Source organism: Bradyrhizobium sp. ORS 375 (assembly GCF_000239775.1).
GTDB lineage: Bacteria > Pseudomonadota > Alphaproteobacteria > Rhizobiales > Xanthobacteraceae > Bradyrhizobium.
On the sequence record NZ_CAFI01000321.1, the window covers coordinates 12,094 to 34,139 of the forward strand.

General features: G+C 64.5%; 19 protein-coding genes. 3 read left to right on the top strand and 16 right to left on the bottom strand.

Translation table 11 applies throughout. The features are described 5' to 3' along the window. Positions 1–14: 14 nt before the first annotated feature. The 10 genes from BRAO375_RS23355 to BRAO375_RS23400 form a co-directional block, all read right to left on the bottom strand. Positions 15–707, bottom strand: coding sequence for a hypothetical protein (locus tag BRAO375_RS23355; protein WP_244423252.1), 693 nt, complete (start codon positions 705–707; stop codon positions 15–17). Beyond that, a complete protein-coding gene (locus tag BRAO375_RS23360) occupies positions 677–1,705 on the bottom strand; it encodes an NAD-dependent epimerase/dehydratase family protein (RefSeq protein ID WP_009029921.1) in 1,029 nt (342 codons plus the stop codon). Before BRAO375_RS23360 ends, BRAO375_RS23355 begins: the two co-directional genes overlap by 31 nt. Beyond that, positions 1,702–2,742 (bottom strand): Gfo/Idh/MocA family protein, encoded by a 1,041-nt coding sequence (locus BRAO375_RS23365; protein ID WP_009029922.1) that lies wholly within the window; start codon positions 2,740–2,742, stop codon positions 1,702–1,704. The genes BRAO375_RS23360 and BRAO375_RS23365 overlap by 4 nt, the downstream gene beginning before the upstream one ends. Then, the gene (locus BRAO375_RS23370) at positions 2,739–4,067 is read right to left on the bottom strand and encodes a glycosyltransferase family 4 protein (RefSeq protein WP_009029923.1); all 1,329 of its coding nucleotides are present in this window, start codon (positions 4,065–4,067) and stop codon (positions 2,739–2,741) included. The genes BRAO375_RS23365 and BRAO375_RS23370 overlap by 4 nt, the downstream gene beginning before the upstream one ends. A 110-nt stretch (positions 4,068–4,177) precedes the next feature. After that, positions 4,178–5,677 (bottom strand): lipopolysaccharide biosynthesis protein, encoded by a 1,500-nt coding sequence (locus tag BRAO375_RS23375; protein ID WP_009029924.1) that lies wholly within the window; start codon positions 5,675–5,677, stop codon positions 4,178–4,180. A 176-nt stretch (positions 5,678–5,853) separates the two neighbouring features. Further along, complete coding sequence (locus BRAO375_RS23380) at positions 5,854–7,008, bottom strand: glycosyltransferase (protein WP_009029926.1); 1,155 nt, start codon at positions 7,006–7,008, stop codon at positions 5,854–5,856. 34 nt (positions 7,009–7,042) lie between these two features. Next, complete coding sequence (locus BRAO375_RS23385) at positions 7,043–8,362, bottom strand: DUF4910 domain-containing protein (protein WP_009029927.1); 1,320 nt, start codon at positions 8,360–8,362, stop codon at positions 7,043–7,045. A gap of 55 nt (positions 8,363–8,417) precedes the next feature. Next, entirely contained in the window at positions 8,418–8,960 is a 543-nt protein-coding gene (locus BRAO375_RS23390) for a dTDP-4-dehydrorhamnose 3,5-epimerase family protein (protein ID WP_009029928.1), read from the bottom strand. An 86-nt stretch (positions 8,961–9,046) separates the two neighbouring features. Then, the gene (locus tag BRAO375_RS23395) at positions 9,047–10,309 is read right to left on the bottom strand and encodes a class I SAM-dependent methyltransferase (protein ID WP_009029929.1); all 1,263 of its coding nucleotides are present in this window, start codon (positions 10,307–10,309) and stop codon (positions 9,047–9,049) included. Between the two features lie 61 nt (positions 10,310–10,370). Further along, positions 10,371–11,408, bottom strand: coding sequence for an NAD-dependent epimerase/dehydratase family protein (locus BRAO375_RS23400; protein WP_009029930.1), 1,038 nt, complete (start codon positions 11,406–11,408; stop codon positions 10,371–10,373). A 336-nt stretch (positions 11,409–11,744) separates the two neighbouring features. Here BRAO375_RS23400 and BRAO375_RS23405 point away from each other — a divergent pair, with 336 nt between their 5' ends. Beyond that, positions 11,745–12,845 carry a hypothetical protein gene (locus BRAO375_RS23405; protein WP_009029931.1) on the top strand — a complete coding sequence of 367 codons (1,101 nt, stop codon included), beginning with the start codon at positions 11,745–11,747 and terminating at the stop codon, positions 12,843–12,845. 189 nt (positions 12,846–13,034) lie between these two features. Here BRAO375_RS23405 and BRAO375_RS23410 read toward each other — a convergent pair whose 3' ends face one another. Continuing rightward, complete coding sequence (locus BRAO375_RS23410; RefSeq protein WP_009029932.1) at positions 13,035–13,688, bottom strand: PIG-L deacetylase family protein; 654 nt, start codon at positions 13,686–13,688, stop codon at positions 13,035–13,037. Then, a complete protein-coding gene (locus BRAO375_RS23415; RefSeq protein ID WP_009029933.1) occupies positions 13,685–14,482 on the bottom strand; it encodes a sugar phosphate nucleotidyltransferase in 798 nt (265 codons plus the stop codon). The genes BRAO375_RS23410 and BRAO375_RS23415 overlap by 4 nt, the downstream gene beginning before the upstream one ends. 492 nt (positions 14,483–14,974) lie before the next feature. Here BRAO375_RS23415 and BRAO375_RS23420 point away from each other — a divergent pair, with 492 nt between their 5' ends. After that, entirely contained in the window at positions 14,975–16,450 is a 1,476-nt protein-coding gene (locus tag BRAO375_RS23420) for an undecaprenyl-phosphate glucose phosphotransferase (RefSeq protein WP_009029935.1), read from the top strand. Positions 16,451–16,704: 254 nt separating this feature from the next. Here BRAO375_RS23420 and BRAO375_RS23425 read toward each other — a convergent pair whose 3' ends face one another. From BRAO375_RS23425 to BRAO375_RS23435, 3 genes are all read right to left on the bottom strand, one after another. Then, positions 16,705–17,085, bottom strand: coding sequence for an H-NS histone family protein (locus BRAO375_RS23425; protein ID WP_009029936.1), 381 nt, complete (start codon positions 17,083–17,085; stop codon positions 16,705–16,707). A gap of 1,078 nt (positions 17,086–18,163) precedes the next feature. Then, complete coding sequence (locus tag BRAO375_RS38675) at positions 18,164–18,640, bottom strand: hypothetical protein (protein WP_244423254.1); 477 nt, start codon at positions 18,638–18,640, stop codon at positions 18,164–18,166. Between the two features lie 270 nt (positions 18,641–18,910). Then, positions 18,911–19,192, bottom strand: coding sequence for a hypothetical protein (locus BRAO375_RS23435; RefSeq protein WP_035641787.1), 282 nt, complete (start codon positions 19,190–19,192; stop codon positions 18,911–18,913). Between the two features lie 527 nt (positions 19,193–19,719). Here BRAO375_RS23435 and BRAO375_RS23440 point away from each other — a divergent pair. Further along, positions 19,720–20,943: a polysaccharide biosynthesis/export family protein gene (locus tag BRAO375_RS23440; RefSeq protein WP_244423255.1), complete on the top strand. Its 1,224-nt coding sequence runs from the start codon at positions 19,720–19,722 to the stop codon at positions 20,941–20,943. A gap of 242 nt (positions 20,944–21,185) precedes the next feature. Here the strand turns inward: BRAO375_RS23440 and BRAO375_RS23445 are convergent, their stop codons facing one another. Then, entirely contained in the window at positions 21,186–21,608 is a 423-nt protein-coding gene (locus BRAO375_RS23445) for a DOPA 4,5-dioxygenase family protein (RefSeq protein WP_009029940.1), read from the bottom strand. Between the last annotated feature and the right edge of the window lie 438 nt (positions 21,609–22,046).

Genomic DNA, 22,046 nt, shown 5'->3' on the forward strand with positions numbered 1-22,046 from the left:
TGCAATAAGCGAGGTCAGAACGACAAAGGATGCAGAACGACGTCGAGGGCGAGCTTCTCGAGTTCGATAATGCCGATCCGGGCGCCGCTGCGGGTCTGCCACCATTTTTCCGGATCGAACCCCGAATAGCGCTCGGCCTGAACGGTGACGCGGGCGGCGTGCCCTTTCATGTCACGGTCGAGCACACGGCGGAGACGCCGCGAGTGGTCGCTGGCCGCGACCAGCACGATCGAACCGATCGCATGCTGGTCGGACCATGGCGCGAGACTGCGGCCTTCACCGCCGGAGCCGGCCTCGTCGCGCGGGATCTTCACGACGTCGGTGATGCCGAGCGCGTTGAGCTGGCGGATCTGTCGCGCCGCCGTGTCCTCGTAAGGAAGTCCGCGGCGGATGAATTCGAGATCCTCTCCGCTCGGCGGATCGGTGAACACCGCGACGCGGGTGGCAATCCCCTTCTTTACCAGGTCGGCCGCATGCAGCGCGCCCGCGCCGGCGGAATCGCTGGTGATCACGATGATATCAGCGGGTGACGCCGGCTCGCTCAGCACCAGCGCGCGCCCCGCCGCGCGCAGCAGCGGCTGCGTCACCGAAGGCGCCGCAGCGACGACCGCGGCAGCCAAGGTCACCGCGAGCAGCGCCGCGCTCCATCTTGGCCGCCGCAACATCATCGCCGCCCTCAAATCGACGCCGCCTTGCCCGAGGGCCACGCCGCCGCCTCGACCCGAGCAGGTTCCGGGCCATAGGTGCGCGCCAGGCATTGCTTGTAGTCGAGCGGCGGCGTCCAGCCGAGCGTCTCCCTGAGCTTGCGATTGTCGAAGCGCAGCGGCTTGAGCATCGCATCGAATTTCTTCGGCGTCAGGATCGCCGGCACTTTCGTCGCCCGCCTGAACACCGTGACGAAGGCCAGCCGCACGACGGCGCTGGCGAGCCAATGCGGAACGGGCAGCCGCAGGCCGCGTTCGCCGGTGCCGCGCATGTAGTCGGACAAATAGGTCCAGACCCGCTCGCCGGGTCCATCGACGATGTTCAGCGTCTGGCCGCGGGCGCGTGGATCGGCAGCAGCCAAGGCGAAGACGTCGGCGCAATTCTCGACATGGGTCATCGGTATCCGCGTCAACGGCCCGATCACCACGTGATGCCGTCCGATCTGTTGCCCCAGCGCCGCGAGATAGCCGTGCCCCCGCCCCCAGATGAAGCCGGGCCGAAGCACCGTGAGATCCCAGCCGTCCTTCTCGACGTAGCGCCGCGTCAACCGCTCCTGCCACCATTTGGCGACGGTGTAGCCGCCGCGGGTGTAAACGTCGGGCGACTGCTGCAGCGGCGCGCTCTCATCGAGCACGTCTGATGTCGCCGTGTAGTCGTAGACAGAAAAGCTGCTGCACAGCACGAGTCGCCGGCAGGCGCTCGCCGCCATTGCGTCGAGCAGCCGCTCGGTGCCGCCGACCGTGCCGGCGAATTGCGCATCCTCGCCGCCGGAGACCACGGCCGCGAGATGGATCAGCACGTCGACATCGGCGAAGGCGTCCACGAGGTCGCGCGCGCTGCGCAGATCGGCCCTGACGATGTCGACGGACGCCGGCCAACCCAGCGCCTCGACGCGGGCGGCCGGGCGCACCATGGCGCGCACCTCGATGCCACGCGCCAGCAGCGCATTCACGACGTGCCGGCCGAGAAAGCCATTGGCGCCAGTGACGAGAGCCTTCATGCCGCCTGCTCCCTCGGCTTCATCGCTTCGACCATCCGATTGACCGACAGCACGTCCTCGATCGTGATCGGCAACGCCGCACGCGTGGCGAGCGCCTGATAGGTGCGGGACAGGCACGCCCACAGCCCCTCATAGGCGCCCGGCCCCTTGAACTTGCGCAGCAGAGTCGACAGCGCCGCACGCCGGATGTCGCGGCCTTCGTCGAGTCCGCTGAAGAACGGGCGCAGCGGCTTCGGCACGTTGCGCGGCCCGTCAAAGGTGAGCCGCGTCTCGAACAGATTGGCCGTCGCCTGCATCCGCTCGCCATAGACGCGCAGCCAGAACGCGTCGGGCTGGGCGCTGGCGCTGAAGCCGAGCGTCGCCGTGCCGCGCTCGGCCTCGATCACGCTGCGGAACTCATCGAACGGCAACGGCGACGGCTTGCGCTTGCTCCACACCGTCTGTGCGCTCCGGTGCGGCCCGACGAAGGCGTGCGACAGCGAGGCGAGATGCGGCAGGAAGTCGGCGATCGCGCCGCCGGCGAGCTTGAGCGCCGGATGCGGCGCGTTCGGGTCGGCAAACCCGTCGGGACCGAGAATGTCCAGGCAGATCAGGATGTCGACATGCGTGACGGCGCCGAACTCGCCGGTTTCGATCTTGCGCAGGATCTCCTGCGGCGCATGGTTGAAGACGTAGTTGTAATCCTCGATGACGTGACGGCCGGTCTGCTTGGCGCGCAAGGTCAGCGTCTGCAGCTCCTCGAAGCTCGAGGTCGCCGGCTTTTCCACGATGACATGCGCGCCGGCCTCGAGCGCATCCATCGCAAGGCGGAAATGCGAGGTCGGCGGCGTGGTCACGTGCACGACATCGGGCCGTATGGTCTCGAGCATCTGCCGATGATCGGTGAACCAGGACGGGATGGCGTGACGCTCGGCGGCGGCCTCCGCGGTCGCCGGCGACAGATCGCAGATCGCGGCCAGCTGCACGCCCGGGAGCGTGTTGAGACAGGTGAGATGCTGGCGGGCGATCTGCCCGGCCCCGATGAGCGCGGCCTTCATGGCGGGCTGGTCTCCAGGATCCTGCAATAGAAGCTCTCCAGCGCCTGCGCCGCGGCGCTCCAGGCGTATTTCTCGACCGCGACCTGACGGGCCGCGCTGCCGATGCGTGCCGCCACGTCGGGCGCGGCCAGCAGGCTGCTGACGGCCTCCGCGAAACCGGTCGGGTCATCCGCGATCAGAATGTCGCGCCCGGGCACGGCCTCGATGCCCTCGGCACCGAGGCTGGTCGAGACGATCGCCTTGCCCATCGCCATCGCCTCGACGATCTTGAGCCGGGTTCCTCCGCCGAGGCGCAGCGGCACGATGACCGCCGCTGCCGCCGCGAGATGCGGGCGCAGGTCGGGCACGAAGCCGGTGAGCTCGATCCCCGGTCCCGCCAGCGCCGTGAGCGACGGCGGCGGCCGGCCGCCGATGATCTTGCAGCGCGCGTCGGGATGCCGGGCGGCAATCGCGGGCCAGATATCCTGAACGAAGTGCGTCACGGCGTCGATGTTGGGGACGGTCGAGAGCAGTCCGAAATACACCAGCGTACGTCCGTCCGGCGCCGGATCGGTGCTGCGCGGCTGGTAGAAGTCGGTGTCGGCAGCGTTGGGAATCACAGCCGTGCGGACGTTCGGAAGATCGTCATGCAGTCGCGTCTCATCGTCGTTGCTGCAGAGATAGACACCGTCGGCCTCGGCGTAGGCCGCGAGCTCCTCGCGCCGCAACTTGCGCCAATTCGCCCCGGCATAGAGACGGCGGCCGAGACTTGCGCCGGTGGCAGCGAACTGACGCGCCAGGTCATAGGCGATCTCATGCGAGTCGACGACGAGACGCGGCGGCCTCTCGCCGACCGGAGCCTGTCGAAACCGGCAGTGACCGAGATAGGGAAATTCAAGATTGACGATATCGAACCGCGTCGTCGTCAGCAGCCGATCGAGCACGCTCTGCAGCTCCGGCAGGGCCACGCGCAGGCGGTCGAAGCTCCGCATCGACACCAGTGAACGCAATTGGAGAAGCCGCTTCGACAGGCCTTCGCGGCCGTAACGGTTGCGCACCAGAATCGCGTTGCGGCAATAGGCCTGCATCGCCTGGCGGCACTCGTCGAGATCGAACCCTTCGTCCACCAGCGAGACTGCCGTGACATCGTGGCGATGCGCGAGCTGCGTCATCAGCCCATGCATCCGCGCCTGCGCGCCGAAGCGCGGTGGGCTCGCCGGCATATGCGACACGTTCAGTATATTGAGGCGGCGTGCACTCACGGCACCGGCGCTGACGCGCCATGCGGGACCCTGCGCCGGCGGCGCAGGGTCCATGACGTCCGGGGCTGAGGTATCGAGGGTCATGATCATTTAAAATAATTAAATCACGGGAACATTATATATGACATTTAATAAATGGCGATAGATATTCTTGATCCGCGCCCTCGACGTTGCGGCGGCTGACGGGCCGTGACTCATCGCTTCCTGATGACGTCCTGGATGATCGTACCTGCGATCCGCAGCGGCTCGCCGTGCCGGAACAGACCGACGACGACCGCGAGATAGACACAGCCGCAGAAGCAGCCGGACAGGATCATGCGAAGGATAGGAGAATAGGTCGCAAGCAGCGCAGTCTGCAGCCACCACCCGGCCGCAGCGGTCGTGATCGCGCCGATCGTCTGCGGACCCGCGGCCCGGGCGACGAGCGCGACCCCGATGTCGATCGGGCGCCCGGCATAGAGCACCGACGGCAAGGCGATCAGCGAATAGCCGATGACGACGGCCCAGGCGACGCCGACCGTGCCGAACGGCAGGCCCGCGAGCACCGCGATGACCTGCGCCACCAGGGAGATGATGCCCCAGGTCTGCCAACGGTCCGCGCGTCCGAGCGACAGATGCAGCCAGCCCTGCGATCCCTCGACGACATGCGAGATGCCGCGCAGCGCCAGGATGCTCAGCAGCGCGCCGGACGCCTGCCACTTCTGCCCGAGCAGCACCACGGTGAGATCCTCGGCCGTCACCGAGAGGATCGCCGCGGCTGGCATCATGAAGAAGGCTAAAATCGAGAGCGCCGCCGCATATTTCTCGCGCAGCGCAGCCGGATTGGATTGCAGCTTGCTGAGCGCCGCGCTTCCCACGGCGTGGGTCTGGCTGAGCGCCGCGGATACCGAATTGTCGTAGAGGTTCATCGCGTTCTGATAGTAGCCGACCTGATCCGGACGGTAGAACAGCCCGAGCGCGATGCGGTCCACTGCCCGCGATAGCGTGTACGCGACCGTGAAGCCGACGACGTGCAGGCCGAACCGCACCATCGATTTCACCTCGTCGTCGAAGACCGGGGCTCCGGGACGCCAGGCGCAGGCCGACCACGCCGCGGCCACGATGCAGACCGAGCTGACCACGGGTCGCAACACCAGCGCCCAGTAGCCATAGCCCGCCACCGCGGCCGCGATGGCCACGACGGTTCCGGCGAGCGTCCCGAACAGCTGGATCTGGCCAATCCGGCCGAACTGCATCGTTCGCCGCAGCAGCGCCATGTGCTGGTTGGTCAGACCCGACAGCACGAAGGTGACGGCGACGCTGAGCGCGATCGGTTGCAGCCGCTGATCATCATAGATCCAGGCAATCAGCGGGCTCGATGCGGCAACGATCATCGCCACCGCGACGCCAAGACCGGTGCTGACCCAGAACAGCGCGCTGACCTGGCCCGGCGTGACCCTGCTCCGCTGCGCCGTCGCGTCGAGCAGTCCGAAATCGATCAGCAGCGGTGCGAAGCTCGTCAGCACGGTGACGATGGCGACGAGGCCGAAATCCTCAGGCGCGAGCAGCCGCGCCAGGACAATGGCGGCGACGATCTGGAGCGCGGCATTGCCATATTGAATGACGATGGAGATGATCCCACCGCGCAAGGCGCGACGTCCGAGATCGTTCGATGCCCTGTGCTCTTCGAAATAGGCGGCGATAGCTTCCGACATCGTGCGTCACTCGCCCGCGGCCGCAGGGACCGGCCTCTGATTTTCACGTGGCGAGCGGGTCGGGTGCATGAAAATCCATCCGTCAAAAAAGAGCCGTCGTGAAAACGACCGCCGGCTCGGCCCCGGCAGCCGGGAAGCGATGAAGCTGCTTTGTGGCGGAGACAAGGATTAAATCCTCACGGCGCCGATAAAACCGGCTCACGATTTAATTCAGTCCGCCGGACCGGTACCTCGCCCGCCATCTCGGCGAGGGCCCGGAGGCGGTCCTTGCGCGCCGCCAAGGCGGGCATCGGCTGCAGACCCGCGATCCGCAGGATGGTCTCCCAACGGTACACCCAGTCATGGCGCAGCAAGGTCTGCGTGATGCCGGCCCACCGGATCGCATCCTGCCGCTCGGGATCGCGATCCAGCTCCCTGATGACGCGATCGATGTCATTGGACGTATGCGGCACATCGATCACGGCGTCGGGCCAATCGAACATCCTCGGAAACAGCTCGTTCTGAGGACGCTCTCCGAGCATGATCGCGCCCGAGGCTGCGCCTTCGAGATAGCGATAACCGAACTCCACCTGGCGCCCGGTTTCGCCCGGCTCGTCGAACTTCCCGGGATTGGCGAGAAAATACCGGCTGCGCTTGGCGAGGTTGGCGACCTGGCCGCGGTGCTCCCTGAGATCGATCGCCTGGCTGCCGCCGATCGTGTCGTGGAGATAGAGGAAGCTGCTGTCCTGCGCCATCGCGCGCAGCGTCCGATGCAAAGCCTCGGGCCGTCGGCCCATGCTGTAGACGTCGATCACCCGCTCGGGCGGATCGGGATAGGGACAGAACTTGATGGCGTCGATGGCGAGCGGCATATGCACGCAGGCCTTCCCGATCTGCTCGCCCAGCGGCTTCACCGTGCCGATCTGGAACGGCATGACGATGTCGAACTTGGCCATGACCTTCAGGAAATGGCGGTGCTTGACGATGTCCTTGATCCAGAGCTCGTCGAGGAGACACACCGACAGTCTGGAGGACGATCTGATATCCTCGATCGCGTCGAACATGATGAGATCCTGCGGAAAGCCGCAGATCGCAAACATGACGTCGTAGGCCTTGCGCGCCGGGATCCGCGGCAGGCCGGGGTTCAGCAGGATGGGCGCGTGATAGCCCAGCCGGGTCGCGAAGCTGGCCCGCCGGCTCGTCGGATCGAGCTGGGGCGCCAGCAACTCGGCGGAATCGACCTCGCAAATGATATCCTCGAACTCGGCGTGCGGGCCGCGATTCAACGCCTTGCCGAAGATGTTCCGGAGCGAGAAGACCAGGATACGGGGATTGTCCGGCTGCGAACTCATCGTGCCCTGCTCCGTCGCTGTGCCCTGACAGACATTACGCCCGCGCCTCGGACGGCCTGATCAGGTTGGCGTCCAATGCCAAGCGTGCGGCCGCCTCGATCCGCGCGAACGGCACATCGGCACGGATCGCCATATCCAGCAGGCTGTGCTTGCCATCGGCCAGATTGAGCACCCAAAGCAGATCCATCTGCGTGGCCCCGCCCGCCTCACGCTGACCCGCGATCGCCCGATACAGGCCGCGCCGGCCGAGCTGCGGCTCTCCGCGCCCATCGACGCGCTCGTAGACACGGTCGTGATCGAGCAGGTCGAGGACCTGCTCGATCACGACGTAGGACTCGTCGAGACGGTCTGGCTTGACGAAGTCGAGATTGTCCGCCGAGGTGTGATATTCCGGGAATGTGCCGTGCACCCCGCGCATCAGGCATCCGACCGGAAGGTCGAGGCCCGGCGAGCAGAATTGCCGCTCGTCGTAGCCGTAGGGGCTGAACGGCAGGACCTCGTGGCGATGGCCGGAATGCTTCAGCACATGCGCGACGGCGCGGTCGATCGGCGCGCCCTTGCGGCTCTGCTTGTAGTGGAAGCCGTTGGAGTCGCCGAGACAGGTCAGAACGAGTCCATGCGCCACCCGATCGAGGCGGCTTTCGTTGCGATCGAGCCAGGCCAATGCGCCGATGGTCGCAGGCAAAAGCAGGAAGCGATAGCCCAGCCGGCGGGTCTGCCGCATCTGACGCATCGCCAGCGCGGTCATGACCGAGATGCCCGACAGATTGTCATTGGCAAGGCTCGGATGGCAGATGTGACAGGTGATCAGGACTTCGTTCTCGGTTTCTCCGGGCACGAAGAACTCACCATACGTCAATGCCCCCTGCTTAAGCTCGCTGTCGATCTCGACGCGATAGCTGTCGTCGGTCATCGTCCGCCAGAGTCGATCCGGCAGACAGAAGCCCCAGTCATCCGCGTAGTAGCCGGTCCGGTACGGGATCAGGTCGGGCTGGTCCGGCAGCGTGTGGACATGCCGGGCGAGCTCGGCGCGGCTCAGCACACCGTGGAACGGCTTGCTGTAGCCCATCACGTGCAGATTGTTGTCGGCGAAATCGACCAGACGCCGGCCCGACAAAGTCGAGATCGTCGCACCCCGGATATTCCACTCAGCGGGCACGTGCCAGTCGAGCACGGGCGTGCCCGTCGGGACCTCGTGGATCGTGAGATCGACATACCGTGCGATGATGTCGAGGGTCTGCCGGACGCCAGCTCCCGTCAGGCTGCGGTTGATCGGGAACAGCTCCGCGACCAGGCTATGGAGATCGATCGCCGGCCTTCGCTCCGCCACGGTGGATGTCACCTTGTCCAGCATCACGCCCACCTCTTCGAGGGCCACTCGATCATCCCTGGCAGATCAAGACGGTCCGTCACCACAGGCGTCGCTCCGCCAGCAACGGCCAGGCCGCATCCTTCGCCGACAGCACCGTCACCGGTTCCGGCCACTTGATGTTGATCATGGGATCGTCGTGTCGAAAGCCATCGGAAAGCTCCTCGGCATAATCGATGCCCATCAGGTACTCGACCGTCACGTCGTCGGTCAGCGTCTGAAAGCCGTGGGCAAATCCGGCGGGAATGTAGAGCATCCGCCCCGTCGCCGGCCCGAGCTCCCAGGCATAGACCTCGCCGCGCGTCGGCGAGGCCGGCCTGAGATCGACGATAACATCATGGATCAGCCCGGCCGTGCACCGCACGATCTTCGCATCGGCTTTCGGCGCGCGCTGAAAATGCATCCCGCGCACGGTGCCGCGGACACGCGTCACCGAGCTGTTGCCCTGAACCGGCTGGAAATCGATACCCTCGGCGGCGAATGTCTTCGCACACCAGGTCCGCGTGAAGCTGCCGCGCTCATCGGCGCGCACCGTGAGCTCGATCAGCCGCGCATCCGACTGGCCCAGTTGGACAAACCTCATCACAAGATTCTTTCGCGCAACGATCCCACACAACGATTCCTGAGGCCGCCCTGCCCCTGCAGGACGCGCCTCATGGATCTCGCCGATCAATCCTCGATGGTCGCCTTCGGCACCGGCACGATGAACCGTCCACCCCAGCCGCGGATCTCGGCCATCTGGGCCTTGATCTCGTTCTTGATGTTCCACGGCAGGATCAGCACGTAGTCCGGTCTGGCCTCGAAGATCGCCTCCGGCGGCAGGATCGGAATGCGGACGCCCGGCATGTAGCGGCCCTGCTTGGACGGGGCGCGATCGACCGTGAAGTCGAGGAAATCGGTCCGGATACCGCAATAGTTCAGCAGCGTGACGCCCTTGGCCGGCGCGCCATAGGCGACGATCTTCCTGTTGTCGCGCTTCAGCCGCGTGAGCAGCTCGAGCAGCGCCCGCTTGGTCTCCTTGACCTGCTCGTTCCAGGCCAAATAGATCGCGTCCTCGTGCAGGCCATAGGCCCGCTCGCGCGCCAGAACATCGGCCACGTTCGGGCTTTCCGCATGCGAGGCGCCGTCGTGGCAGACGAAGAACCGGATCGAGCCGCCATGGGTTTCGGGCAGCTCGACGTCGAACACCCGCAGGCCTGCCCGGGCGAAGATGCGCAAGCCCGCGATCAGTGACAGGTACGAAAAATGCTCGTGATAGATGGTGTCGAACTGGTGCCGCTGCATCAGCGTCAGCAGGTGCTGGACCTCGAAGGTCGCGACGCCCTCGGGCGCCAGCAGGATCTTCACGCCGCCGACGAAGTCGTTGATGTCGGGGACATGGGCGAGCACGTTGTTGGCGGTCACGAGATCGGCCGACCACCCCTCCTCGCGGAGAATGGTCGCGTAGTCGCGGCCGAAGAACTCGACCCGGGTCTCGATGCCCTTGGCCCGCGCGGCGAGCGCGACGCTTTCGCAGGGCTCGACGCCGAGGCAGCTGATCCCCTTCTGAACCGAATATTGCAGCAGATAGCCGTCATTCGAGGCGATCTCGACGTGACGCGAAGCCGGTCCCAGCTTGAACCGCTCCGCCATGGCATCGACATAGCCGCGCGCGTGCTCGAGCCACGAGGTCGAATGCGAGGAGAAATAGGCATAGTCGGCGCGAAAGATCTCGGACGCCGCCAGCAGGTCGCGCGTCTGCGCCAGACGGCACTCGCGGCAGACGAAGGTCTCCAGCGGATAGAACGGCTCGGCCCGCATGTAGTTTTCCGGGTCGATGTAATCGTTGGCGACCGGCGAGGCGCCGAGATCGATCAGCTTGAGCGTCAGGTCGTCGCCGCAATGCCGGCATTTGGGCGCGACGCCGACGGCGGTGGGAAGGCTGAGTTCCATGATTGCTCCGTCACTATCCTGTCTGGCCACGCAAGGCCCCTTTGGCGAGGGCCGAGCGACGTCAGGTCCATTGCAGCCGGTCGTTGATCCGCGCCGTCTCCATATGGTCCTGCAGGACCTTGAGACGGATCAGATCGGACGAGCGAAACTCGGCGTCCTTGAAGTTCATTCGCTTGAGGCCATCGACCAGGTTGGTGATCGACTGCTGCAGCGTCACCCGCGGCTGGTGATCGGGTGCAAGCGAGCGATAGAGGCCGAAATCCACCTTGTAGGAGCGGCTATCGACCGGCGCCGAGGTATTGATCGACACCGCCGTCCCCGGCACGCGCGCGGCGACGGCGTTGGCGAGATCCTTGACCTGGTAGTTGCGATCGTCGGACCCGGCATTGACCGTAAGAAAGCGGCCGCCATTGGCAGCCGGTCGATCGATCGCCCAATCGATCGCCCGTGCCATGTCGGCGACGTCGATCAGCGGGCGCCAGGGGGTGCCATCCGAGAGCACGCTGATCTGCCGGCGCGACAGCGCGCAGGCGACGAAATCATTGAGCACGAGGTCGAGCCTGAGCCGGTCCGACATGCCGCAGGCGGTGGCGAAGCGCAGGCAGGTGATCGCCATGTCGGTCTCGATCCGCGCGAGCTCCTGCTCCGAGCCGATCTTCGACTTGGCATAGGCCGTGATCGGATTGAGCGGATCGGTCTCCTTGCGAGGCGGCCCGTCAGCGATGCCGTAGACGCTGCAGCTGGAGGCGAACACGAAGTTCTTCACCCCGGCCGCCGCGGCCGCTCGCGCGAGCGACACCGTCGTGTTCTGGTTGATGTCGAGCGTGACGTCTTGGAAGCGGTTGCCCATCGGGTCGTTCGAGATCGCCGCGAGCTGAATCACGGCATCATAGCCGCGCAGGTCGAGCGACATGTCGCGGACGTCGCCATGGAACTGCTCGTCGAGATAGCGCTCCGGCAGTACCGGCGCGCCGGTCAGGCAGTGCGCGAAATAGGCGTTGTCGAAGCCGTGCAGCGTCGCATCGGGGCGCTGCGCCCGCAGATGCTTTGCGACCACCGGGCCGACATAGCCCATGTTTCCCGTGATGAGCACCTTCAAAATCGTCACCCCCTTATGTCGCGAACCAAAGCATGATTTTAAATGATCTTTCGGCATTATAATTTATAATCCAGCGGCGTCCAGCAAATCCGTATCACACCGGATCATCGGCCCATGACCACGATCGCTACCACCCGCACAAAAATCAGCTAAAGACATACAATTCCGCCACAATCTGCTTGAGAAGGCGGCTGTAGGGCGACCGTGCCTTGCGAGCCCGGCGATTTAATTATATTCAGCCGAATTAAATAAATGCCATGAATCCGACAAATCGGAACCGCAAAGCTCTTCAGCTTTAATTCTGATGCATTGGTTGAAAGTTTTGAGAGACAGAGCATGACGCTATCCGCCGGCGACTGGGTCGAGGTTCGCAGCAAGGAAGAGATCCTGGCCACCCTGGATGCGAATGGCCGCCTCGAAGGGCTGCCGTTCATGCCGCAGATGTTCAAATGGTGCGGCCAGCGCTTTCAGGTCTACAAGCGCGCCCACAAGACCTGCGATACGGTGACCGGATACAACACCGGCGAGTGGCTCGGACGGCGGCTGCCGAACGCGGTGCACCTCGATCTCCGCTGCGACGGCGAGGCCTATGGCGGTTGCCAGGCGGCCTGCCTGATCTTCTGGAAGGAGGCGTGGCTGTCGCCGGTCGATCCCGCCCAGGCGGCGAGCGCCGCGCGCGACCTCGTCGCGGCACGCCAGCCATCCGGCGGATGCACGGCGCGCGCCGTGTTTGATGCGACCAAGTCGCCCGATCAGGTGGCCGGCAAGGGTCCCCGCTACAGCTGCCAGGCCACCGAGCTGCCGACCTACACCCAGCCGCTCAAATGGTGGGACGCGCGGCAATATGCCGAGGACATCACCTCCGGCAACGTGTCGGTCGGCAAGATGTTTCGCGGCTTCCTGTACTTCGCTTACGTCGGCGCGACGATGGCGCGCCGGCCGCGCCTGGGACGTCCGGCCCGCTGGATCTATGATCGCATTCAGTCGCTGTGGGGCGGCGTGCCGTTTCCCCGCAAGCGCGGCGACCTGGCGACCGACAAGGATGCGCCGATCGCCGATCTCGGACTGCAGCCGGGCGATCTCGTCCGCGTCAGGCCGCACGCGGAGATCCTCGCGACCATCGACAAGCAGACCAACAACCGCGGCATGGGCTTCGATGCCGAGATGGTGCCCTACTGCGGCAAGGTGTTCCGGGTTCGCACCCGCGTCGAGAAGTTCATCGACGAGCGGACAGGCTACATCCGGCGCATGAAGACGCCCGCGGTGATCCTCGACGGCGTCTACTGCCAGTCGCGCTACAGCGAGAACCGGCTGTTCTGTCCGCGCGGCATCTTCGCATGGTGGCGCGAGGTCTGGCTGGAGAAGGTGCCGGCCACCGCCCTCGAGCGCCCCCCGGTCGAGGAGACGGTCGAGCTGCCCAGACGGGCAGCCGGCTGAGGCACGGCACGGCGCATCGAACGTCTCCCGCCGGCAAACCGGCGGGCGCACCTCGGCGTGACGGCGAAGCGCCTGCTCAGAAGCCGCAGCACGGCCGCTGCATTGCGCGCAGGCATCGACCGCGACGACATCGTCGCCATCGCTATCCGCCTCTCTTTGTGATGGATGACTGCTGGCGGCCTGCGCCGATCACCCCAGCGACAGCTTGCGGGCCACAAAGCCCTCAGCATAGCGCTCGGGAGCACGGCATTCCATGCCGCGCAGCCGCGCCAAGCCCATGAACGTCTCGGGGTCGAACCACTGCTTGGAGCGCTGGCTGCCGAAATGTGACATCAGCAGCGCGACCTTGCGCTTCATGATCCGCTCGGACAAAGGCATGTAAACGTTCGGCCGCCCGAGGTCGCCGTCCCATTTCGGGATCTCGTATTCGAGCACGAGATGATCGCGGAATGTGTTCCAGACGAGACGATTGACCTGGCGGTGATCCTGATGCGCATCATCGCGGCGATGGGCGAGGATGACGTCCGGATTGATCCGGCCTTTCAGCTGCTCGAACCAGGCCTTGATCTCTTCGCCCTGCTCCGGAAAGAAACCGTCGCGGAAATTCAGGACCTCCAGATTGCGGCCGGCAGCCTCGGCGAGAAAGTCGTTGGCCGAGGCGGTCGCCTCGACGCCGCGCTCGCCATTGCCGCTCAGCACGCACCAATGCACGTCGAGGCGGATCCCCTGATCGAGCCAGGTCAGCAGCGTGCCGCCGGCTCCGATCTCGATGTCGTCGGAATGCGCACCGAGACAGAGCACCGACAGCCGGTCGCCGCGACCGGCGAGCTGCAACGCCCTCATCCGTTCACCACCGCGGGGAGGTTCGCGCCGAGATGCCAGGGCGTGTCGCCGCGCTCGATCATCTCCTCGAGCACCTGGCGATCCCGGAGCGTGTCCATGGCCCGCCAGAAGCCTTCGTAGCGGTACGCCATCAGCAGGCCCCGATCGATCAGCCGCTTGAACGGCTGCACCACGAGCTCGTCACCCTCCTCGATATAATCGAAGATCTCCTTGCGGAAGATGAAGTAGCCGCCGTTGATCCAGATGTCGGAATCATTGCTCGCGGCCATGCGGCCGACCTTGCCGTCATTGTCGAACTCGGCGAGGTGGAAGCTGATCGGTGGATGGATGGCGATGAAGCAGCCGATCATCCCGCTGCGCTTGAAGCGGTCGATCATGTCCGGCAGCGGCGCATCCGTCAGGCCGTCGCTGTAGTTGGCGAGGAAGATCTCCTCGCCCTCGACCAGATGCCGGACAGCGCGCAGGCGCTGACCGATGTTGCGCCAGATCCCGGTGTCGACCAAGGACACCCGCCAGTCCGCCGGACGCTCGCCCAGCAGCTCGACCTTCTTGCCGAATTGCGAAATCGTGCAGTCGGTGGTGGCGGCCTGATTGTAGTTCAGGAAATAGTCCTTCACCACATTGGCCTTGTAGCCGAGGCACAGCACGAAGTCGCGGTGGCCATACTGGCTGTAATACTGCATCACGTGCCACAGGATCGGCTGATGGCCGATCGGGATCATCGGCTTCGGAACGCTCTCGGAATATTCCCTGATCCGCGTCCCCAGACCCCCACAGAACAATACGACCTTCATCGCTCGACGTCCTTCGTATTCATAATCTCGGAAATGAGCATCACTAATCTTCCAACCCACCATCGGCCGGCCCCGAGACGGCTCCCTCTCTCCTGAGGTCCCGCGCGCCTTCCTGGCCGCCCTTTGGCTGCGATGCACTGGCCCGTGCGTGACGGAGCCGGGCCCACGACGCAATTAATACGCTCATTTAATTATATTTTAAACGCCATTTTTGCAGTCCAACATCAAATTATCCGCCGCCACGACATTAATCCGCCATACGGATCATGTGACGACCTCGGCTCGAAGCCCAGCCGCGTCGCTGAAATGCAGTTCTGAGCGGGTTTCCGCCATTCGACGCCCTGAGCCGAGCGCGCTTTGCGGCGCGGTATTTCGCGACCGTCCAGCGGCAAAAATAATTCCTCACCCGAATTTTGTTTGTCTGGATTAAATATTTAATTATAGGATGGTTGCGACGCCGCTATTTTAACCGAGTTTCGAAATCGATATCCCATGCATTACGTGGATCAACCCGAGACTCTCGATCGGAACGGCATGCCGGCGGCCGTATTGGCGGACCGGCAAGCGCAACGCCGCAAATGGCCGGTCCACTACGCCGCGGTCGAGCCCTTCGCCGTCGCGGCGGACATCGTGACGATCACCGTCTCCAGCGTGTTGTCCGGCTTTGTCTACCACTTCCAGGACGCCGCCGGCGCCAACGACGTGAGCAAGTCGGTGGGGCTCGCGATCCTCGTCTCAGCCCTGTTCGTATCGCTAATGAAGATCCGCGGCATGTACAGGCCGGCGGAGCTCCTCATCCTGTCGCGCCAGATCCGCGCGACCTGCCTCACCTGGATCACCGCGTTCCTGGTGCTGGCCGGCGCCCTGTTTGCGCTGAAGATCGGCAGCGAGTTCTCGCGCGGCACGAGCATCGTGTTCGCGAGCCTCGGACTGGCGGCGCTGGTCGTGAACCGCCGGATCACGGAATATCTGCTGGCGAAGGGTCTCGCCGAGAAGCGGTTTTCGGGACGAAACGTCGTCCTGATCACCGACCAGACCAGCAAGGACAATGCGGTCCTCACCCAGGCGCTCATCGACACCGGCTTTCGCGTCAAGCGACACTTCCTGCTTCCCGACCCCGGCTCGGACCCGGCCCAGCGACAGCATGTCGTCGCCAGCGTCATCGATTATGTCCGCGGCTCCGATATCGAGGAGATCGTGGTCGGCGCCAGCCCCGATCCCTGGTCCGAGTTGCGGACGTTGGGCGCCGAGCTGAGGGTGCTGCCGTTTCCGGTGAGCTTCGTCCCCGTCGGAGCGGCTGCGGAGCTGTTCAAGCGGCCGCGCCACGATCTCGGCAGCGCCGTCTGCGTCGAGCTGCATCGCGGCCTGATGAGCCCGCTGGAGCACGCGACCAAGCGCCTGATGGATCTCATGTTGGCGGGAGCCGCCCTGACCCTGCTGTCGCCGCTGCTGCTGCTGGTGGCCGTCGCGATCAAGCTGGATTCGGCGGGACCGGTGCTGTTCCGCCAGCAGCGCTGCGGCTTCAACGGCAGATCGTTCCAGATCTTCAAATTCCGTACGATGTCCGTGCTCGAGGACGGTCCGTCGATCGTCCAGGCCAGGATTGGAGACAGCCGGTTCACGCGCCTCGGCGCATGGCTGCGCCGCACCAGCATCGATGAGCTTCCGCAGCTGCTCAACGTGCTCAATGGCAGCATGTCCTTGGTGGGACCGCGGCCGCACGCACTGGCCCATGACAACGAGTTCGACAAGCTCGTGCGCAACTACGCCTTTCGCCGCCGGGTCAAGCCCGGCCTGACCGGCTGGGCCCAGGTGCATGGCTGCCGGGGGCCGACACCGACCCGGGCCTCGATCGAACAGCGCGTCGAGTTCGACCTCTGGTACATCGACAATTGGAGCCTTTCGCTCGACATCGCGATCCTTCTCAGGACGCCGATCGAGCTGATCCGCGGCAACAACGCCTACTAGCGTGCGTGGACAGGAGCGGAAGTGACGGCCGACGCGAATGATGCAGCTCCGCCGGCTCCCGGCAGAGATGCGCACCCGTGCTTGCCATGATCGCCCGCGGTCGACCTCCTGCCGATCGATCGACCGAATGATCCCCGAGTGATCCGCAAAGCCGGAATTCGGACCCACGACGGCGACCGGCGGCGATCACGCAAGATCCCGAAGAATGCGGCAGGCTCTCCTGCGCCAAACCCGGCGGACCGTGCCCGGATCGATCAGGCGCGCTGACGGCGCCCCTTCGGAGCACCGTTGCCGTTGATCGCGAATTCTTCGATACGATGTCCGGTCTTGATCGCGGCAACCAGCCAGCGCGGTTGCTTGCCGCGTCCAGACCACGTCTCGGAGGTCTGCGGGTTACGGTACTTCGGCAGAACACGCGGATATTTGCGCCGTGCCTTTCCGTTGCCGTTATAGGACGGCGCGTCCTCGCTCTTTCCCTCGATGACACCGCGGCTGCGATTGAGAACCGCCAGACGACGCTCGAGCTCGCGCTTCTCAGACGTGATCCGCTCAGCCAGGATATGACTGATCTGCTCATGGAGCGACCAGAGGTCATCGAAAGACATCGTCTCGAAATCGATCTTCTTGGTGGACATGCAGCGACCTTTATCCGTGATCTCTATCCTGCCGGATTAATGTCATATAATTCGGTATTTCGATCCGCAAGTGGTTCGCTGTCGGAAAAACTGAATATTTGAGTTATATCCACGCCAGCGACGGAATGGTTGTAGCCTGATAAAATATCAACCCGCAACCCCATTGCGACAGAATATGTCGATCTGCCGCCGCGGTCTGACGCCAGGCGAATTCTCCGCCACGAAAGACCGTCAAATCAACACGATCGGCGAAGGTTTACTGCATTCTGTGACGGAACCGCGCCGAAATGCCGCGATTAAAATGGCGAAAGCTCGAGCATTCCGGCTGCGGAGCCGCTCACGGGTGCATTCATCGCATTACGTCTGACGACGTGCACAACCTATTCGCGCGATGAAGCCAATAACCCGGATCTCGATGTTTATGCACTCGCACAAAATAGCGAAGCGCGGTTTAATTACGCACGACATCAGGAATATGCCCTAAATCAGCCGAGATGGTCGCCGCCGCTCGTCCCGAAAACTCTTGGCAGTACAGCTTATCCACAACTCCTGATCGGCAGCCCGGCTCGCAGCCTCATCCGTCCGATGCACACTCGGACGACGGCCACTCCCGCCCCGGGAGCCGCGGCCTCCGACAGCGGCGCCCGCTCCCGCGCTCCCTCCCCATGGCGTCCGAGCGCGCTCAGGGCGCGCTGCGCGCACCGACAGGCGCCGTTGGTTGACGCCGGTCCTGGAGTCCGGCTCCGAACCGGCGGGAATGCGGACACGACAGCCCGCTCGCCCCCGAAAGAAAACCGGCCCTCCACTGCGGACACGAACGGCGGCGGCAAAAGCATCCGGCGATGGCTTCCGCCGAGCACATCAGATTAAATCGGGCAGGTTATTTCCGAACACATGGAAAATAGCGCGCCGCCGGTCGCGACGATCTCTGTTGGCCGAGCCGGCGAGGACGATCGAGCCGCGCGTGCGGCGGCGAAATGTCGGCCGTGCGACACGCAGGGCATGGCCGGCCGTCGCGCTGCGGATCCAACCAGCTTCCGCCCCCGGGCGGAGGGTCGGTGAGAGCCGAGGCGGACAGCTATCGCTGCTGCTTGGTGCGGCCCGGCGTGACGCGCCGGGGCGCGACCAGGTGAGCGGTGCCGCGGTGGCGCCTGTTCGCCACAGGGCGGCGATTGGGAGCGCAGGAATGCTCGACGCGCTTGTCGAGGCTGCAGCTGATCGATTGAATTTCGTCGAGCAGAGCGTTGCAGAGCTCGATCTGGGACAGCAAGGCTTCGGGCGTGGAATTGTCCGACGCCTCCAGCTGCAAGCGTGATCTGGCGGTACGTATCTTGGTCAATGATGCCAGAACGGCTTGCACGGGCCGCCGCCCGCCACCAACGTCCATGTCTTTATCACTCAACGCTGTACTCAGCTCGTCACACAAGGACGGACCCCACTCGTTGGCGAGTTTCGAGGGATTTTTCTCGAGCGTCGGCGAAATGCCATCGCGACGATCGGCTCCGATGACCGGGATGAAATTAACCACTCGCGACAAGTTAACTACCATCTGCAAGGCAAGACATTAAATACGTCCGGCGCAGCCCGCGGCCCGTCAAAATTCACCGCACTTGCGAAAGGACTTATTAACCACCCTTGGTCGGCGACAATTGAAGCTTAAGTTTGTTCGCTGTGCGTTTTTTTATGTCGCCCTCGTCCGGATCGCGCCAGATTAATTATTTAATTTTAGATTGCAAATAATCCCACTCGCAACCTCAGAATTTAATTCAGGTGGGTCTTGCGTGCGCGTCCGCGCTTTGGAGCGTCGCGGCCGACGCAACCGGATCTACCAGACCATCGGCCGCTCGGGCGCCCCGCAGACCACGACGTTGCGATACGTCACGCCCCGCGGGGTCTCCACCGCGACCCGCCTGATGCATCCCGGATAAATCGCGAGATTGTAGTGGAATGGCGTGCTCTCGAAGGCGCCGTGCAGCCGGCACAACCGGCTGAGATCCGCGCCGCACTCCGTGAGCGGATAGAGCCGGCGCGCCGACGCCGGACCGGACACCCCAGCCAGCAGGATGGCGACGACGGCGGTGATCCTGATCGCGCGCGACAACGGCATGCTCCCTCACAAGCGGCTGGATTGGGCGGAACGCAGGATAGACTTGGATGGCCGCCGTCGGCAACCGAGGCTCCCATTTGCCGCCTCGAACGCTTCAATTCCTGGCGTACGGCGCCCGCAGAGGTGGCCTGGGTCCGGGCGCGACCGAGTCGGAAACCGTTGTTCAACGGCTTTCTGCTTAAGATTTTCCAGAGCTCGTTAGGTCGCAGAAAGCGCGCCGGCCTGCACCGTCGCGCTGGGGCAGGCGGAATCTCGCAGAACGGTAATTCGGTGAGGCTGGACTGTGACCTAATTAGCACGGCGGCGCAAAAGCCGGCCCGGACGAACAGGGGTGCGCTTTCGCCGGGGGAAGGCGCCGAGTAACTTGGGAACCGAGCGGGACGGCGTCACCTCCAAAGGGGGAGAGAGATGCCTGGGGAATCCTTTTGTTGTATCCGAGGATGCGTTTGAAGGCCTTGATCAATCCGCTCGGCGCCCGGATGGCGAGAAGCGGGGCTGGATCTGCCACCGGCAGCAACGCGGCAAGCTTGCCTGGCTTCCGCGGGATTTGTCGCAGCTCGCGCAGCCTGGCGCTGGTGGCCCTGCTGGCGCTGCTGCCGGCCTGCTCCTTCCTGCCCGGCACGGGCCCGACCAGCGATGCGGTCAGCGACAACGCCACGGCCAGCGTGCGATCGAGCACGGCGCTTCCCTACGCCCTCGTCGACGTCAGCCCTGAGACGATCGGCTTTCTGTCGCAGCCCAACCTGGTCACCTTCCAGGGCGTGTTTCCCGACAAGCGGCCCAAGCCGGTGCAGGTGGCCGGCATTGGCGACGTCCTGAACGTATCGATCTTCGAAGCGGCCCCCGGCGGATTGTTCACGCCGCCGACGGCCGCCGGCGCCCGCCCGGGTAATTTCGTCGACCTGCCGGCGCAAGCCGTCGATCAGCAGGGCAACATTCGCGTCCCCTACGCCGGCGAGATCGCGGCGGCTGGTCGCACGCTTCCTCAGATCGAGCAGGAGATCGTCTTCCGCCTGCAGAAGCGCGCGCTCGAGCCGCAAGTCGTGGTCAGCCTGAACCAGCAGCATTCCAGCGTGGTCAGCGTTCTCGGCGACGTCAACACGCCCGGCGTGCTGGCGCTGAACAGCGTGGGCGAGCGGCTGCTGGCGGTCATTGCACGCGCCGGTGGGCCCAAGCACGAGGCGATCGAGAGCTACGTGACCCTGCAGCGCGACGGCAGGCGCGTCCGGGTGCTGCTCGCCCGGGTCGTGCAGGATCCGCGCGAAAACATCTTCATCCGCCCGAACGACGTGGTCTACATCACGCGGGAATCGCCGACTTTCACGGCGCTCGGCGCACTCAATCAGAACGTCTTCGGCTTCAACTCGGAGATCTCCTTCGACACCGAGACGCTCACGCTGGCGCAGGCGATCGGCAAGGCCGGCGGCCTGAACGACCAGCAGTCGGATCCGGCCGAGGTCTTCCTGTATCGCTATGAGGAGCGGCCGCTGCTGCAGAAGCTCGGCGTCGACACCAGCCGGTTCGTCTACGACCGCATTCCGACGATCTATCACGTCAATCTGCGCGATCCCTCCGGCATGCTGCTGGCCTCGGGCTTCCAGATGCGCAGCAAGGACGTGATGTACGTCGCCAATGCCAAGGTCGTCGACTACTACAAGCTGCTGACCCTGATCAACAACACGGCGGCGACGACGTCCAACACGGCAGCAGCCGTGACCAACGTCAACACCGCGACCAAGACCAGGTGGTGAAGACAAACGCCTGAAGCGGTCGCAGGATCGCCGGCGGCTTTCATACGGTCGAGTCGCGGCGGGCAGGCCCTGCCCCGCCGTCGTCCTGGTGGCCAGGCGCTAGGTCTGCGGCCCATGTTGATACCGAGAGCAACGCTGGATTCGAAGTATCGTCGCTCCTGGAGCGAGATTGTTCGGCCTCCGATCCGTTCGGCTGTGACCAGGGAAGCCATTCGCACGCGCGGATCGATACGGCGAAACGCTCAGGCCGGCAGGGTCGGCGTCGTGTTGGGGGTCAGCGGTAGCTCGGCCTCGGCAGTCTCCGGGAGCTTCTCACCCCGAATGCCAAGAGGCTGGCCGATCCAGAGCGCATGCGCGGTATGATCGGCCAGCGGCTGTGTCGTGTTCGGATGCACCAGCACGCTGAGCCGTCCGTGATTGAGCATCAGCCAGGGCACCAGGGTCGGAAACACCTCGACGGCGAAAGCGACCTGATACATCGAGCGCTCATGCGGACCGACCAGCGCGTCGTGCCAACGGCCGAGCGTCACCACGAATCGCTCACCGATCCAGCGGCGCAGCTGCTCGGCTTCCGCACGGCTCTCCTGATCGTAGTACACGTGCGCGTGAAAACTCGCGATTGCACCGAGACGATGCGGCTCCGATATCGCTGCAGGCTCTCCCATGCTCCACCTGTCTTCGGCAGTTTGCGACGGCACCAACCTCCAGCATAGCACCGCGGAGCGAACGATGTCGCGAGGCCGTTGGACGCTGCGGAGCTTCCGCCCCTCTGGCGAGCGGTCGGGGAAAATCGAGACACGCGAGCCAGATCGGGCGGCACGTTGGTGGTCGGCAGCGGAGCCAGCGGCGCACGCAGCAACGCCGCCATTTGCGGATCATGGAAGGATCAGCGGACTGAGAAACTCCCGCGCCATCGGCAGGCGACACGAGATGAACGACGTGGCGACAGTCGGCACCAACCATCGCCTGCATTCGGACCGACGAGCGCACCGCCACAAACGACACGGGCACAAACGACACCGCCACAAACGACAACGCCACAAACGACAACGCCGCGCTGAATTGATCAGCGCGGCGTTGTCGTTTTGGTTTGTGAAGAGGGG

Coding starts and splice junctions, on each gene's coding strand:
- BRAO375_RS23360 (WP_009029921.1), bottom strand. CDS start 1,705: ATGAAGGCTCTCGTCACTGGCGCCAATGGCTTTCTCGGCCGGCACGTC.
- BRAO375_RS23425 (WP_009029936.1), bottom strand. CDS start 17,085: ATGTCCACCAAGAAGATCGATTTCGAGACGATGTCTTTCGATGACCTC.
- BRAO375_RS23375 (WP_009029924.1), bottom strand. CDS start 5,677: ATGTCGGAAGCTATCGCCGCCTATTTCGAAGAGCACAGGGCATCGAAC.
- BRAO375_RS23415 (WP_009029933.1), bottom strand. CDS start 14,482: ATGAAGGTCGTATTGTTCTGTGGGGGTCTGGGGACGCGGATCAGGGAA.
- BRAO375_RS23370 (WP_009029923.1), bottom strand. CDS start 4,067: ATGACCCTCGATACCTCAGCCCCGGACGTCATGGACCCTGCGCCGCCG.
- BRAO375_RS23365 (WP_009029922.1), bottom strand. CDS start 2,742: ATGAAGGCCGCGCTCATCGGGGCCGGGCAGATCGCCCGCCAGCATCTC.
- BRAO375_RS23395 (WP_009029929.1), bottom strand. CDS start 10,309: ATGGAACTCAGCCTTCCCACCGCCGTCGGCGTCGCGCCCAAATGCCGG.
- BRAO375_RS23390 (WP_009029928.1), bottom strand. CDS start 8,960: ATGAGGTTTGTCCAACTGGGCCAGTCGGATGCGCGGCTGATCGAGCTC.
- BRAO375_RS23380 (WP_009029926.1), bottom strand. CDS start 7,008: ATGAGTTCGCAGCCGGACAATCCCCGTATCCTGGTCTTCTCGCTCCGG.
- BRAO375_RS23435 (WP_035641787.1), bottom strand. CDS start 19,192: ATGCCGTTGTCGCGCGCGATCAGGATCACCGCCGTCGTCGCCATCCTG.
- BRAO375_RS23405 (WP_009029931.1), top strand. CDS start 11,745: ATGACGCTATCCGCCGGCGACTGGGTCGAGGTTCGCAGCAAGGAAGAG.
- BRAO375_RS23420 (WP_009029935.1), top strand. CDS start 14,975: ATGCATTACGTGGATCAACCCGAGACTCTCGATCGGAACGGCATGCCG.
- BRAO375_RS23445 (WP_009029940.1), bottom strand. CDS start 21,608: ATGGGAGAGCCTGCAGCGATATCGGAGCCGCATCGTCTCGGTGCAATC.
- BRAO375_RS23385 (WP_009029927.1), bottom strand. CDS start 8,362: ATGCTGGACAAGGTGACATCCACCGTGGCGGAGCGAAGGCCGGCGATC.
- BRAO375_RS23410 (WP_009029932.1), bottom strand. CDS start 13,688: ATGAGGGCGTTGCAGCTCGCCGGTCGCGGCGACCGGCTGTCGGTGCTC.